This is a genomic window from gamma proteobacterium symbiont of Scutellera amethystina (assembly GCF_059730845.1).
In genome coordinates this window covers 1,239,994-1,254,585 of record NZ_AP035935.1, presented here as the reverse complement: position 1 = coordinate 1,254,585, position 14,592 = coordinate 1,239,994, and the positions used below count along the sequence as shown (strand labels likewise).

At 59.2% G+C, this 14,592-nt stretch carries 14 protein-coding genes; 6 read left to right on the top strand and 8 right to left on the bottom strand.

Annotation, left to right across the window (positions count from 1 at the left end; all coding sequences use genetic code 11):
• The 6 genes from AC6I79_RS05670 to rbsK are packed head-to-tail and all read left to right on the top strand — an operon-like array spanning position 1 to position 6,111.
• Entirely contained in the window at positions 1-1,506 is a 1,506-nt protein-coding gene (locus AC6I79_RS05670; protein ID WP_498027621.1) for a sugar ABC transporter ATP-binding protein, read from the top strand.
• Complete coding sequence (locus tag AC6I79_RS05665) at positions 1,499-2,488, top strand: ABC transporter permease (protein ID WP_021508060.1); 990 nt, start codon at positions 1,499-1,501, stop codon at positions 2,486-2,488. Before AC6I79_RS05670 ends, AC6I79_RS05665 begins: the two co-directional genes overlap by 8 nt.
• A gap of 17 nt (positions 2,489-2,505) precedes the next feature.
• Positions 2,506-3,555 carry an ABC transporter permease gene (locus tag AC6I79_RS05660; RefSeq protein WP_021508059.1) on the top strand — a complete coding sequence of 350 codons (1,050 nt, stop codon included), beginning with the start codon at positions 2,506-2,508 and terminating at the stop codon, positions 3,553-3,555.
• Complete coding sequence (gene alsE, locus AC6I79_RS05655; RefSeq protein ID WP_481658063.1) at positions 3,555-4,247, top strand: D-allulose 6-phosphate 3-epimerase; 693 nt, start codon at positions 3,555-3,557, stop codon at positions 4,245-4,247. Before AC6I79_RS05660 ends, alsE begins: the two co-directional genes overlap by 1 nt.
• The gene (gene alsK, locus AC6I79_RS05650; protein ID WP_498027620.1) at positions 4,244-5,140 is read left to right on the top strand and encodes an allose kinase; all 897 of its coding nucleotides are present in this window, start codon (positions 4,244-4,246) and stop codon (positions 5,138-5,140) included. The genes alsE and alsK overlap by 4 nt, the downstream gene beginning before the upstream one ends.
• The gene (rbsK, locus tag AC6I79_RS05645; RefSeq protein WP_278708110.1) at positions 5,137-6,111 is read left to right on the top strand and encodes a ribokinase; all 975 of its coding nucleotides are present in this window, start codon (positions 5,137-5,139) and stop codon (positions 6,109-6,111) included. Before alsK ends, rbsK begins: the two co-directional genes overlap by 4 nt.
• A 71-nt stretch (positions 6,112-6,182) precedes the next feature.
• Here the strand turns inward: rbsK and nudK are convergent, their stop codons facing one another.
• The 8 genes from nudK to AC6I79_RS05605 form a co-directional block, all read right to left on the bottom strand.
• A complete protein-coding gene (gene nudK / locus AC6I79_RS05640; RefSeq protein ID WP_021508055.1) occupies positions 6,183-6,761 on the bottom strand; it encodes a GDP-mannose pyrophosphatase NudK in 579 nt (192 codons plus the stop codon).
• 1,208 nt (positions 6,762-7,969) lie between these two features.
• On the bottom strand, positions 7,970-8,554 hold the full coding sequence (napC, locus tag AC6I79_RS05635; RefSeq protein WP_058758337.1) for a cytochrome c-type protein NapC: 585 nt from the start codon (positions 8,552-8,554) through the stop codon (positions 7,970-7,972).
• A 7-nt stretch (positions 8,555-8,561) separates the two neighbouring features.
• The gene (gene napB, locus AC6I79_RS05630; RefSeq protein WP_260640729.1) at positions 8,562-8,993 is read right to left on the bottom strand and encodes a nitrate reductase cytochrome c-type subunit; all 432 of its coding nucleotides are present in this window, start codon (positions 8,991-8,993) and stop codon (positions 8,562-8,564) included.
• A gap of 11 nt (positions 8,994-9,004) precedes the next feature.
• A complete protein-coding gene (gene napA, locus AC6I79_RS05625) occupies positions 9,005-11,491 on the bottom strand; it encodes a nitrate reductase catalytic subunit NapA (RefSeq protein ID WP_498027619.1) in 2,487 nt (828 codons plus the stop codon).
• Entirely contained in the window at positions 11,488-11,766 is a 279-nt protein-coding gene (locus AC6I79_RS05620) for a chaperone NapD (RefSeq protein ID WP_021508051.1), read from the bottom strand. Before AC6I79_RS05620 ends, napA begins: the two co-directional genes overlap by 4 nt.
• Positions 11,756-12,226: a ferredoxin-type protein NapF gene (gene napF / locus AC6I79_RS05615; protein ID WP_282954667.1), complete on the bottom strand. Its 471-nt coding sequence runs from the start codon at positions 12,224-12,226 to the stop codon at positions 11,756-11,758. The genes AC6I79_RS05620 and napF overlap by 11 nt, the downstream gene beginning before the upstream one ends.
• A gap of 163 nt (positions 12,227-12,389) precedes the next feature.
• Positions 12,390-13,892 (bottom strand): L-asparagine permease, encoded by a 1,503-nt coding sequence (ansP, locus tag AC6I79_RS05610; RefSeq protein WP_498027618.1) that lies wholly within the window; start codon positions 13,890-13,892, stop codon positions 12,390-12,392.
• A 290-nt stretch (positions 13,893-14,182) separates the two neighbouring features.
• Positions 14,183-14,455: a YdgH/BhsA/McbA family protein gene (locus AC6I79_RS05605; protein WP_058770823.1), complete on the bottom strand. Its 273-nt coding sequence runs from the start codon at positions 14,453-14,455 to the stop codon at positions 14,183-14,185.
• Between the last annotated feature and the right edge of the window lie 137 nt (positions 14,456-14,592).

Genomic DNA, 14,592 nt, shown 5'->3' with positions numbered 1-14,592 from the left:
ATGCAAGAGGTCACTCCACAGACGCTGATTGCGCTCGACAACCTGTCGAAAACATTTGGTGGCAACCGCGCACTGAGCGATATCTCGCTGACCCTGCTGGCCGGCGAAGTGCACTGTCTCGCTGGCACCAACGGCTGTGGCAAGAGCACCTTAATTAAAGTCATTTCCGGGGTGCACGCCCCGGACAGTGGCAGCCGCATTACCCTCGGCGACGGCCAGAGTTTCCCGCGTCTGACCACCCGTCAGGCGCGCGACTTTGGTATCCAGGTGATTTACCAGGATCTGTCGCTGTTTCCCAATTTGAGCGTGGCGGAGAACATCGCCTTTGAGCACAACCTCAACGGGTTGCTCGGCTGGCACCGTCAGGCCCGGCTGCGCGACACCGCGCGCGGCATTATTGATGAGCTGAAATTCGATCTCGATCTGAATGAGAAAGTCGCCGCGCTGTCGATTGCCCAGCGCCAGCAGGTGGCGATTTGCCGCGCGCTGGTGGCCGATGCACGACTGGTGATCATGGACGAACCCACCGCGTCGCTGACGCGTACCGAGGTCAATCAGCTGCTGCGCACCGTGCGCTATCTGAAAGACAAAAACATCTGCGTGGTGTTTGTCAGTCACCGGCTGGATGAAGTGCTGGAGATTTCGGATCGCGTGACGGTGATCCGCGACGGCCGCAAGATGGGCTGCTGGCCAGCCAGAGAGATGACGCCGCATCACCTGACCGAACTGATGACCGGCCTGAAGCTCGACTACCAGTTAAAAGCGCCAACGCGCAACGCCGATCGGGCGATTCTCCAGGTGGAGAAGCTGACGCGCGCCGGTCAGTATCATGACGTCAATTTCAAACTCTACGCCGGTGAAGTGCTGGGCCTGTGCGGCCTGCTCGGCTCCGGCCGCACCGAACTGGCGCTGTCGCTGTTTGGCATGACCAAACCGGACAGCGGCAAAATCTGGCTCGACAGCAAGCCGGTGCGTTTTCGCGGGCACGAAGACGCCATCAAAGCCGGCATCGGCTACGTTTCGGAAGATCGTCTGACGCTCGGCCTGGTGCAGCAGCAGTCGGTGGCCGACAACATGGTGCTGCCGATCCTCGATAAGCTGCAAAACCGTTTCCACCTGATCGACGAATACCGCAAGAACAAGCTGATCCTGCAGTGGATTCAGCAGCTCGGCGTGCGCGTGGCCGATCCCAACCTGGCGATCTCTACCCTGTCCGGCGGCAACCAGCAAAAAATCGTGCTGGCGAAATGGGTGCTGACCCAGCCGCGCATTCTGATCCTCGACTCGCCGACCGTCGGCGTGGATGTCGGCGCCAAGGCCAGCATCTATCAGCTGATCCACGAGCTGGCGAAAGAGGGACTGTCGATCATCCTGATTTCCGACGAAGTGCCGGAGGTCTGGTACAACTGCGACCGCATTCTGCACTTCCGCGACGGCACCATCCATGCCGAATACCAACCCGATACCGTGGCGCAGGAACAGCTGGCGGAGGTGATTAATGCCTGATTTCTCTCGTTTACGTCCGCACTCCAGCCAGGGCTGGCTCGCCTGGGTGCTGCTGGCTTTCATGGTGTTCTTCTCGCTGGCCAGCGATCAGTTCCTGACGGTGCAGAACCTGCTGGATCTGGCGGAAAGCTATGCCGTTACCGGCATTTTCGCCCTCGGCCTGTTTGTAGTGCTGGTGACCGGCGGTATCGATATCTCCTTCGCCGCCGTGGCGTCGGTGGTGCAATACCTGATCGCCTCGCTGTTTGTGCAGTTCCAGTTTGATAACGCGCTGCTCAGCATTCTGCTGGCTATCGTCTGCGGCACGCTGTTTGGCGTGATCAACGCCCTGCTGATCACCTCGCTGCGCGTGGTGTCGATCATCATCACCATCAGCATGCAGTCGCTGCTGTTTGGTCTGCTGATGTGGGTTACCGGCGGCAAAAGCCTCTACTCGCTGCCGGACTGGTGGATCACCCTGCGCAGCGTGCTGCCGTTTAGCGTACAGGGCAACAGTTTTCAGATTGGCTTACCGCTGGCGATCATGCTGGTGATTGCCGCCCTCACCGCGCTGCTGCTCAACAAAACCAATCTGGGCCGTCAGCTTTATGCGGTGGGCGGCGATGCGGAATCGGCGCGGCGTATTGGCATCCGCGTGGGATTGATTCACGTGTTTGCCTACGGCTGGCTCGGAGCGATGGCGGCGATTGGCGGGCTGGTGCAGGTGTACCGCATGGGTGAAGTAGTGCCGAACGCGCTGGTCGGCGGTGAGCTGGATGTGCTGGCCGCGACGGTGCTGGGCGGTGCCAGCCTGATGGGCGGCAAAGGCACGGTCAGCGGCACGCTGATGGGCGTGTTCCTGATCGCCATCCTGAAAAACGGCCTCAATCTGATCGGCGTCTCCAACTACTTCATGAACATTGTGGTTGGCGGCACGATTATGGTGGCGATTGCCGTCACCCACTACAAAAAACGTAAAGAAACCGACGTCAGTTTCGTCTGACGGGAGGAGCCATCATCATGAAATCTCTCTCTGCGCTGCGGCCGGACGGCACCAACATCGGCCTGATGCTGTTGATTGCGCTGGCGCTGGCCACCTTCAGCGTCATGCTGCCGGGCCGCTTTCTCACTGATTCGACCTTTATGAGCATGGCGTTTCAGCTGCCGGAGCTCGGCCTGTTAACGCTGGCGATGTTTATCGCCATCCTCAGCGGCGGCCTGAACCTCGCCATCATCGCCACCGCTAACCTGACGGCGCTGTTCATCGCCTGGACCCTGATGAGCGCCCTGCCCGCTGATGCCGGTACCGGTCAGCAGCTGCTGTGGCTGTTTATCGCCATCGTCGGCGCGATGGTGATTGCCGCCGTGATAGGCGTAATCACCGGCGTGATGGTAACGCGCATCGGCGCACACCCGATTCTGGTGACGCTGGCCACCATGATGACGCTCAACGGCATCGGCATCTGGCTGACCAAAGGTGCGGCGGTGAGCGGTATGCCGCCGGTGGTGCAGTCGCTCGGCTCAGACACACTGCTGGGCATGCCGCTGCCGCTGTGGGTATTCCTGGTTGCCGCCGCGCTGCTGGCGCTGTTCCTCGGCAAAACCCGCGCCGGCAAATGCATCTACATGGGCGGCAGCAACATCAACGCCACCTGGTTCAGCGGCATCAATACCCACCGTATGGTGATGCTGGTGTACGTCATCTCCAGCCTGCTGTGCGTGCTGGCCGGCCTGATCATGATGGCGCGCTTTAACTCGGCGCGCATGGGTTACGGCGATGCCTACCTGCTGCTGACCGTACTGGCCATCATTCTCGGCGGCACCGATCCCAACGGCGGTTTTGGCCGCGTGACCGGCGTGGTGCTGGCGCTGATTGCGCTGCAGGTGCTCTCCACCGGCTTCAACCTGATGAACATCAGCCAGCACGTCAGCCTGGCGATGTGGGGTGCCGTGCTGGTGGTGGTGCTGGCCTTCAAACAACTCAAAGCACGCTTTAACGATCACCGTGCCGTCAGGCTCAGCAAACTGGCCGCGGCGCTTAATCCTCTGACCGAAAAAAAGGAAGTATGATGCGTATTCAAGTCTCCCCGTCGTTGATGTGTATGAATCTGATGGAGATCAAGCACCAGCTGGCCGTGCTGGACTCCCGCGCTGACTTCCTGCACATCGACATCATGGACGGTCACTACGTTAAAAACATCACCCTGTCGCCGTTCTTTATTGAGCAGATCCGCCCGCATACCCAAGTGGCGATCGATGTGCATCTGATGGTGGAAGAGCCGACCGACTTTATTGAAGCGGTAGCCAACGCCGGCGCAGATTACATTTGTCCGCACGCTGAAACTATCAATCGTGATGCGTTCCGCGTGATTAACCGGATTCGCAGCTACGGCAAAAAAGTGGGCGTGGTGCTCAACCCGGCCACGCCGGTCTCCTTTATCCATCATTACATTCATCTGCTGGATAAAATCACCGTGATGACGGTGGACCCGGGCTATGCCGGTCAGCCGTTTATTCCGGAGATGGTGCAGAAGGTGCAGGAGCTGAAGGCGCTGAAACAGGCGCACGGCCACCGCTACCTGATTGAGATCGACGGTTCCTGTAATACGCGCACCTACAACACGCTGGTCGGTGCCGGTGCCGAAGTGCTGATTGTCGGCACCTCCGGCCTGTTTAACATTCACGAAGACCTCGCCACCGCGTGGAACATGATGCGTGAGAGCATTGATGAAGCGCAGGGCCTGGCGCAGGTGTCGGCATGACAACACGCTGGCTCGGTATCGACATTGGCGGCACCGGCACCCGTCTGCAGTTGATGGAGGCGGGCCGCGTCTGGAGCGGCTTTCGTAAAGTGCCCACCGCCAGCTGGGCGCAGCAGCCCGATGCGCTGGCCGCACTCGGGCAGCTGATTGCGGAAACGCTGGAGCAGCAGCCGGTCAGCGGTGTGATGCTCGGCCTGCCGGGCATTCTCAGCCGCGATCGCCAGCAGGTGATTTCACTGCCGTTCATTCAGGCGCTCGATCATCAGCCGGTAGCGGCGCTGCTGAGTGAACGACTGGGCGTGCCAGTGGCGATGGATAAAGACGTTAACCATCTGATGCTGTGGGATTTAATGCAGCTGGAGCAGCTGCCGGAAAATGCGGTAGGTCTGTATCCTGGCACCGGCATGGGCAACAGCCTGTGGATCAACGGCCGCTTCTACCATGGTCAGCATGGCGGAGCCGGTGAACTCGGCCACGTGCCGGTGGCCGGTAACGCGCTGCCCTGCCCGTGTGGCAACCACGGCTGCGCGGAAACCGTGACCTCCGGCCACTGGTTGAGCCACTGGGCGCAGGCCAATGCGGCGCAAACGCCGATGTCGGCGCTGTTTACCCATCACGGTTCTGACCCGGCGCTGCAGGCGTTTGTGCAGCGGCTGGCGCAGCTGATCGCCACCGAGATGAACATTCTCGATCCGGAGTACCTGATTCTGGGCGGCGGCGTGCTGGCGATGGCAGATTTCCCGCTGGCGCAGCTGCGCAGTCAGATCCAGCAGCATTTACGGCCGCCGGCCACGCGGGATGGTTTGAAAATCATCTTCAGTCAATCCACCGATCACACCGGCTGTCGCGGCGCCTGCCTCGCCGCAGAACGGCTGTTCAGGAGCGCGCAATGAAAGGAAAAGTGTGTGTGTTTGGCTCGTTCAACCTCGACGTGGTGGCGGTGATGAACCGTTTCCCCCTGCCGGGCGAATCGCTCACGGCGCACAACAGCATGATGGGGCCCGGCGGCAAAGGGGCCAACCAGGCCACCGCCGCGCTGCGCGCCGGGGCGCGCGTGCACTATATCGGCAAGGTGGGTAATGACGATTTTGGCACCTTTGCCCGTCGCCATCTGGAGAAGACCGGTTTCGACGCCATTACGCTGTTCACCTGTAAAGAGAAGCCCACCGGCAACGCGCTGATTTACGTGGCGGGCGATGATGCCGAGAACATGATTTCGGTCTATCCCGGCGCAAATACCACCGTGACCGCGGCCGAAGTGGCGCGCTGTCAGCCCACCGTGGCTGCCGCCGATATTCTGCTGGTGCAGCTGGAGAACAACCTCAGCGCCATTCAGCGCATGATCGACAACGCGCGTGCCGGCGGCACGTTTGTCATTCTGAATCCGGCACCGTGGCAGAAAGTCAGCGATGCGCTGCTGGCTAAGGTGGATCTGTTAACGCCCAACAGCACCGAAGCGATGCAGCTGAGCGGGATAAAAGTGACCGATTTTGCCAGCGCGCAGCGCGCCGCCGAAGTGCTGCACCGTAAGGGCGCGCGTCAGGTGATCATTACGCTTGGCACCGCGGGCGCCCTGCTTTCCAGCGCGGAGCAGCAGCTGCGTATTCCGCTGTTTCCTGCCCAGCCGCTCGACACCACCGGTGCCGGCGATGCCTTCAACGGCGCACTGGCGGCGCGCCTGGCGTCCGGCGATGCGTTACCGCAGGCGGCGCTGTTTGCGGCGGCGTTTGCCTCGCTGTGCGTCGAGCGTTCCGGCGCGGCCAATTCCATGCCCTCCTACGCCGAAGCGCTGGCGCGCATCCAGGCCCATCCGGAGTGTGAAGTGACGCCGTTAAATGCCCTGGAAATAACGCACATGGCGTAGTGGCGCAATGCATTGCGCCCCGGCATCGGCAGAGTCGGCATTCGTGCCGGCCCTGCGAATCACCGCCGCGGTTATGCCTGCAACCAGCCCATCAGCTGCGCATAGTGCAGTAACATAATGGTTTTGCCGTCGCGAATGCGGCCCTCTTTCACCATCGCCAGCGCCTGGGGAAACGGCAGCTCGAGTACGGTGATCTCTTCATCTTCCACGCCGCCGCCGTCGTTAGCGCGCTGCGCATCGCTGTATTCAGCGGCGAAGAAATGCAGCAATTCCGTTACGCCGCCCGGCGACATGTAGGCCTCAAACAGCTTTTCGACCTTACCGACCTGATAGCCGGTCTCTTCCACCGCTTCTTTACGGATGCAATCTTCCGGCGTGTCGTTATCCAGCAGTCCGGCGCAGGTTTCAATCAGCTCACCGCTGGCGTTGTCATTAACATAGGTCGCGATGCGGAACTGACGAATCAGCACCACGCTGTTTTTTTCACGGTTGTAGAGCAGGATGGTGGCGCCGTTGCCGCGATCGTAGACTTCACGTTTGTGACGTACCACGTCGCCGTTGCTGCGGGTGAGTTCGTAGGTGTAGTTGCGCAGAATGAAATAATTATCAGACAACAACTTATCTTTGATGATGTTGATCTTTAACGACATAGCCGCTCCACTGCGTAGCTGAGGGAGCCTGAGATAATAGGCCGAAGCCGCAGGGAAAACTATCTGAATTGTGGAGCAGGTTGCCTGCGATGGCGTAAGGCTGTCAGTTGAGTATTACGCCTTTTCAACGCTCATGGCACGTGTCGTAGCGGCGCAATTTATTGCGCATCCGGACAGCTGTGCAGTGATTAACTGAGCGCGATAAATCGCGTCGCTACAATGTGCGCAGGATGATGGTGCAGAAATAAAATGCCGCTACGATGTGTGCAGGATGATGGTGAAGAAATAAAATGCCGCACGAATCGTAGCGGCGCAATTTATTGCGCATCCGGACAGCTGTGCAGTGATTAACTTAGCGCGATAAATCGCGCCGCTACGATGTGTGCAGGATGAGGGTGCAGAAATAAAATGCCGCACGGATCGTAGCGGCGCCATTCGTTGCGCATCCGGACAGCTGTGCAGTGATTAACTTAGCGCGATAAATCGCGTCGCTACAATGTGCGCAGGATGAGGGTGCAGAAATAAAATGCCGCACGAATCGTAGCGGCGCCATTCAGTGCACATCCGGACAGCTGTGCAGTGATTAACTTAGCGCGATAAATCGCGCCGCTACGATGTGTGCAGGATGAGGGGGCAGAAATAAAATGCCGCACGAATCGTAGCGGCGCAATTTATTGCGCATCCGGGCAGCTGTGCAGTGATTAACTTAGCGCGATAAATCGCGCCGCTACGATGTGTGCAGGATGATGGTGCAGAAATAAAAAGCCGCTACGATGTGTGCAGGATGATGGTGAAGAAATAAAATGCCGCACGAATCGTAGCGGCGCAATTTATTGCGTATCCGGGCAGCTGTGCAGTGATTAACTTAGCGTGATAAATCGCGCCGCTACAATGTGTGCAGGATGATGGTGAAGAAATAAAATGCCGCACGAATCGTAGCGGCGCAATTTATTGCGCATCCGGACAGCTGTGCAGTGATTAACTTAGCGCGATAAATCGCGCCGCTACAATGTGTGCAGGATGATGGTGAAGAAATAAAATGCCGCACGAACTGTAGCGGCGCAATTTATTGCGCATCCGGGCAGCTGTGCAGTGATTAACTTAGCGTGATAAATTGCGCCGCTACGATGTTGTGTGGTTTGCGGCTGCCTCAACCGGTCGGCACGAAAACCCTGATACCGCACCGGCAGGCGCGGCCAGGGCCACTATCAAAAACCGTTTGGCTGGTCTTTCATATCCGGCAGATGGTGGGCAATGCCTTTGTGGCAGTCGATACAGGTCTGTCCGTCCTGCACCGCTTTGCTGTGCATTTTGGCGGCGACCGTTTTCTGCGCGGTGAAGTCCATGTAATCGAAGTTGTGACAGTTACGACACTCCTGCGAATTGTTGTTCTTCATCCGGCGCCACTCGTTCTGTGCCAGCTCGATACGCGTTTCTTCAAACTTCTGCGGCGTATCAATCAGGCCAAAGATCTTGGCGTACACCTCTTTACTCGCCTGGATCTTACGAATCATCTTCGGTCCCCACTCGTGCGGCACGTGACAATCCGGGCAGGTGGCGCGCACGCCGCTGCGGTTGTTGTAGTGCACCGTCTGCATATATTCCTGATAGACGTTGTTGCGCATTTCGTGACAGCCAATACAGAACTGCTCGCGGTTGGTCATCTCCATCGCGGTGTTGAAACCACCCCAGAAGATAATGCCGCCAGCGAAGCCAAGAATCAGCAGCGTGCCGAGTGCCAGACGGCTGGGGCGTCGCCACCAGCGCCAGATGCGTAAAAGTTTCTGTTTCATAACCACCTCACTGCCCGAAGCCGTCAGCCGGTTTGAAAGTGTTTTCCACCACAGGCTTCGCATCGGTTTGTGGCACGTGACACTGCAGGCAGAAGTAGCGACGCGGTGAAACCGTGCTGCTCACCACACCATCGCGGTCGGTAAAGTGTGTCGGACTGACGCGCGGCGCGCCGGTGGTCAGATAGCTCTGCGTACCGTGACACTGCAGGCAGCGGTTCACGTTCTTCGTCACCTGGTAGCCCTCCACGCTGTGCGGGATCACCGGCGGCTGATTAACGTAGTTCAGCGGCTTGCGGCTCTGCTCTTTGGGCTGATGAATGGTGCCCTGCTGCGTTGCCGTCACTTCCGGTGACTGATTGAGATCGACGCCGTTATTAGCGTACACCACGCCGCCCAGCATCAGGGCGGCAACGGTTACAACAGTGATAAAAGGTTTCATTGCATCCTGCCTCAGATTTTCACCAGCTTAACGGCGCATTTTTTGTAATCGGTCTGCTTCGACAGCGGATCGGTAGCGTCCAGCGTGATGTTGTTGGCCAGCACGCCGGCATCGAAGAACGGCATAAACACCAGCCCCTGCGGCGGCTGATTACGCCCGCGCGTTTCCACGGTGGCGAGGGTTTCGCCACGACGTGACACCACGCGCACCTTCTCCCCACGACGGAAGCCGCGATCTTTGGCGTCCAGCGGATGGATATACAGCAGCGCCTGCGGCACCGCGCGGTGCAATTCCGGCACGCGGCGCGTCATGGTGCCGGTGTGCCAGTGCTCCAGCACGCGACCGGTGCAGAACCACAGATCGTACTCGCCATCCGGCGCTTCCGCTGGCGGCTCGTACGGCAGGGCAAAAATGGTGGCTTTGCCGTCCGGCTTACCATAGAAACGCACGCCTTCACCGGCTTTCACGTAGCTGTCGAAGCCTTCACGGTAGCGCCAGCGCGTCTCTTTACCGTCCACCACCGGCCAGCGCAGACCGCGCGCTTCGTGATAGGTATCGAACGGCGCGAGATCGTGACCGTGGCCGCGACCAAAGCTGGCATACTCCTCGAACAGGCCTTTCTGAATATAGAAGCCAAACTCACGCGCTTCATCGTTGAGCCGATCGTCGGCCACTTCGCTCAGCGGGAACTGATTCACCTGGCCGTTGGCATACAGCACGTCGTACAGGGTTTTCCCTTTCAGCTCAGGCTGCTGAGCAATCAGCGCCTCTGGCCACACGTCCTCAACGCGGAAGCGTTTGGCAAAGGTCACCAGCTGCCACAGATCCGATTTTGCCTCGCCCGGCGCTTTCACCTGCTGATGCCAGAACTGGGTACGGCGCTCGGCGTTGCCATAGGCACCCTCTTTCTCTACCCACATCGCCGTCGGCAGAATCAGGTCGGCAGACAGGGCGCTGACGGTCGGATACGGGTCGGATACCACCACAAAGTTGCGTGCATCGCGCCAGCCCGGCATGCGCTCCTGCGTCAGGTTCGGCCCGGCCTGCATGTTGTTGTTACACATCACCCAGTAGGCATTCAGCTTGCCGTCTTTCAGCGCGCGATCCTGCGCCACGGCGTGCAGACCGACTTTGGCTGGCACCGTGCCCTGCGGCAGCTTCCACAGTTTTTCAGCTAAAGCGCGGTGTTTGTCATTGTTCACCACCATGTCGGCTGGCAGACGGTGCGCAAACGTGCCCACTTCACGCGCGGTGCCACAGGCCGATGGCTGGCCGGTGAGCGAGAACGGTCCGGTGCCCGGACGGGAAATTTTGCCGGTCAGCAGGTGGATGTTGTAGCACAGGTTGTTCGCCCACACGCCGCGCGTATGCTGGTTAAAGCCCATGGTCCAGTAAGAGACCACCTTGACGTTCGGATCGGCGTACAGCTCCGCCAGCGCGATCAGCTGATCCTGCTCTACGCCGCTCATGGCGCTGGCTTTTTCCACCGTGTATTCCGCGACAAATTTCGCATATTCATCGAAGCTGATCGGCGTCGACTCGCCATTGTCCGGATTTTTCGCCGCCGCCTGCAGCGGATTGGTCGGGCGCAAACCGTAGCCGATATCCGTCACGCCTTTACGCAGCGTGACGTGATTCTGCAGGAAGGTTTTATCGACTTTGTTGTTCTGAATGATGTAGTTAGCGATGAAGTTGAGGATCGCCAGATCGCTCTGCGGCGTGAAGACGATGGCGTTATCGGCCAGCTCGAAGCTGCGGTGGCGATAGGTCGACAGCACCGCCACTTTGACGTTGTCATTGCTGAGACGACGCGCGGTCAGGCGTGACCAGAGAATCGGGTGCATCTCGGCCATGTTCGATCCCCACAGCACAAACGCATCAGCCTGCTCGATGTCATCGTAGCAGCCCATCGGTTCGTCCATACCGAAGGTGCGCATAAAGCCCACCACCGCAGACGCCATGCAGTGGCGCGCGTTCGGATCGAGGTTATTGGTGCGGAAGCCGGCTTTCATCAGCTTTGATGCAGCGTAACCTTCCCATACGGTCCACTGGCCGGAGCCAAACATGCCGACCGATTCCGGGCCGTTGGCTTTCAGCGCCGCCTTAAACTTCGCTTCCATGATGTCGAACGCCTGATCCCAGCTTACCGGGGTGAACTCGCCGTTCTTATCGAATTTGCCGTCGGTCATGCGCAGCAGCGGCTGGGTCAGACGATCTTTGCCGTACATGATCTTCGGCAGGAAGTAGCCTTTGATGCAGTTCAGACCGCGATTAACCTCCGCCTGCGGATCGCCCTGCGAGGCGACCACGCGGCCATTCTGCGTGCCGACCAGCACGCCACAGCCGGTGCCGCAAAACCGGCACGGCGCTTTTTCCCAGCGAATCGGCTCAGCCAGGCTGGTGGCCGCTTTGGTCACGGTCGGAATGGTGAGACCGGCAGCCGTTGCAGCAGCAGCCGCCGCATTGGCCTTCATAAAATCACGACGACTCAGGTTCATGATGCTTCCTTACAGGGTTCTTCAATTTCGTCTTGCTGGTGATAAACCAGCGATACCGCCAGCACATCCGGGATGTTGCGGGTGGCTTCAATGTTGCTCAGCAGCGTGGCGCTGTCGGCCGCGCCCAGCGTTAGCGCCAGCGTGCCGCGTGCGGCATCTTCCGCCGCGATGTCGCTGTCGGCAAAGTTCAGTAGCGCCTGCCGCACCGCCGCGATCGCGGTCGGACGTGCCTGAATCACCAGGCCACATACGTGCCAGCTGTCGTTATTCGTCATGATGCAGTCCTGTGGCTGAGACCGGACACGGCGCGATACAGGCGCCACAGCCGGTGCAGTGTTGCGGAAGGGTTTCCGGCTGACCGATACCGTTGGGCATCAGGCGAAAACGGATCGCCTGCTGCTCACAACTCTCCTGGCAGCTGCGACAGTTAACGCCGAGAAAAGCGATACAGCGGCTGTCGATGCGGATGCGCCGGCTAAAAGGTTCAGTGTCGCGCGGCTGAAACAGCGGCTGCGGGCAGACGTCGGCACAGGCGGCGCAAAAGGTGCATTCCCCCTGCAGAAAGTCGAGCTGCGGCGCTTCGCCAGCGGCGATGCGGATAATGCCGCTCTCGCAGGCTTGTACGCAGCGGGCGCAGCCGTCACAGCCGCTCTCTCCCCGCCACCACGGCAACGCGATACCGCCGGCAGGCATGACGCGCTGCCCGGTAAAGAGTTCACGTCGCGACAGCGCCATCGGCTCACCTCAATGCGGGGATGTAGAGATGGTGCGTAAAATAACCTGAGGTTATGAAGGGCTATATCACCCGAAAGGTGTAATTCCCGATGCGGGATCAAGAGAAGGAGAATTGAAATAAAAACGGGGGCCGACTGGCCCCCGCAGGTGAGCATCGCTGCGATTAACGCGCGTTGTCTTTCGCCAGTTTAGGCGCCGCATCATCCTGATCGTCATGATGATGCTCGTGCTCTTTCATCGCCTCCGCCTGCACGCGCTTACGCACGCCAAACCAGCCGAGCACCAGCAGCACGGCAATCAGCGGAATTGAAGCAATGGTGTAAGTGCCGTTCGGGTAGTCAAACGCCATCAGCACCAGCACGCTCACCAGGAACAGCAGCGTCAGCCACGAGGTAACCGGCGCCCACGGCAGCTTGAAGCTGACATCTTCTGCTTTGCCCTCTTTGATGGCTTTGCGCAGACGCATCTGGCACACCACGATGAACGCCCACGAGGAGATAATCCCCAGCGACGCCACGTTCAGGACGATCTCAAACACCTGCGACGGAACGTAGTAGTTGAGCACCACGCCGATCACGTACACGCCGATGGTCACCAGGATACCGGCGTAAGGCACCTGCTGCTTACTCATCTTCGACATGAACTGCGGCGCCGAGCCGCCCATCGACATTGAACGCAGAATACGTCCGGTGGAGTACAGGCCCGAGTTCAGGCTCGACAGCGCCGCGCTCAACACCACGATGTTCATCACGCTGCCAACGTAAGGCACGCCCAGTTTGGAGAAGAAGGTGACGAACGGGCTTTGTCCGGCCTGATAGGCGTTCCACGGCAGCAGCAGTACCAGCAGTACCACGGAGCCCACATAGAACAGACCGATACGCCAGATCACGCTGTTGATGGCTTTCGGCAGCATGGTTTTCGGGTCTTTACACTCGCCCGCCGCCGTGCCCACCAGCTCAATCGAGGCGAAGGCAAATACCACGCCCTGTACCAGCACCAGCGCCGGCAGCAGACCGTGCGGGAACAGCCCGCCGTTGTCGGTGATCAGGTGGAAGCCGGTGGTGTTGCCGTCCAGCGGTTTACCGCTGCCGAGGAACACCACGCCGACAATCAGGAACACCACGATGGCCAGCACTTTCACCAGCGCGAACCAGAATTCCATCTCGGCGAACCACTTCACGCCGATCATGTTCATGGTGCCGACAATCGCCAGCGCGCCCAGCGCAAATACCCACTGCGGCACATCACCAAACGCGCCCCAGTAATGCATGTAAAGCGCCACCGCGGTGATATCGACGATACCGGTCATCGCCCAGTTAACGAAATACATCCAGCCCGCGACGTAGGACGCTTTTTCCCCGAGGAATTCACGCGCGTACGAAACAAAGCTGCCGCTGGAAGGACGATGCAACACCAGCTCGCCCAACGCACGGAGAATAAAGAAGGAGAAGATACCGCACACCAGATATACCAGTGCCAGTGCCGGACCGGCCATCTGCAGACGCGCGCCGGCACCGAGGAACAGACCGGTACCGATAGCGCCGCCAATGGCGATCATTTGTACCTGACGGTTACCCATCGCTTTGTGGTAACCCGTGTCGTGAGAGTTAAGCCAGCGCCTTCTCGCAGCACGCTGTTCGGCTGGCGTTTTTTTAGTAGATTTCATAGCTTTCCTGTTTGTCCTGTCCATCAATCACCGCGTAACCAATCGATTGCGCCGGGCAGTGCGAAATGGGGTAAAACCGGCCCCTGAGCGGCGGAACGATGCCGCGCGGCGAGCCGGGAAATTACGGCGATGAATCCTACCCGTTCTGCATGAACGAAGCAAAATATACTGGCTGACTGCACGGGTTGATTTGTAATAATCCGTCGCGACGCACAAAAAAACCGGCCAGTGGGGTGGCCGGTAATCGGTGGCTACAGGAAAAAACTACCAGAGGGGAATAATGAAGGGCATTAACGGTAAATCTCGGCGCTGCCGCTCCACATGCTGGAATCGCCCGGATTCTGCATGCCAATGACGCGATAGTGGCTGGCGCCCATCTCTTCCGCTTTTTGCGACAGCTGACGGGTGGCGTCATCCAGCGAACCGCGCACGCCGCTCACCGAAACGGTGCCGCTGCTTTGCAGGTCCTGGGTTTGTGCCTCGCTTAACGGCGAGGCGGCAAAGGTAGTAAACGATGCGCTGGCAAGCAGTGCAGCAGTCATTACGGCATAACGTGTCTTCATGAGGTGCTCCTGTTGTCGTGCGGGGAAAGGGTTACGCGTCAAAGTATCGGCGAGCCAGTGCAAACCAGGCTGCGCGGGCGGTAAAGGCGTTCAATATTTCGCCAGCCAAACGCCGGTAATCCAGGGAAACGTAAACC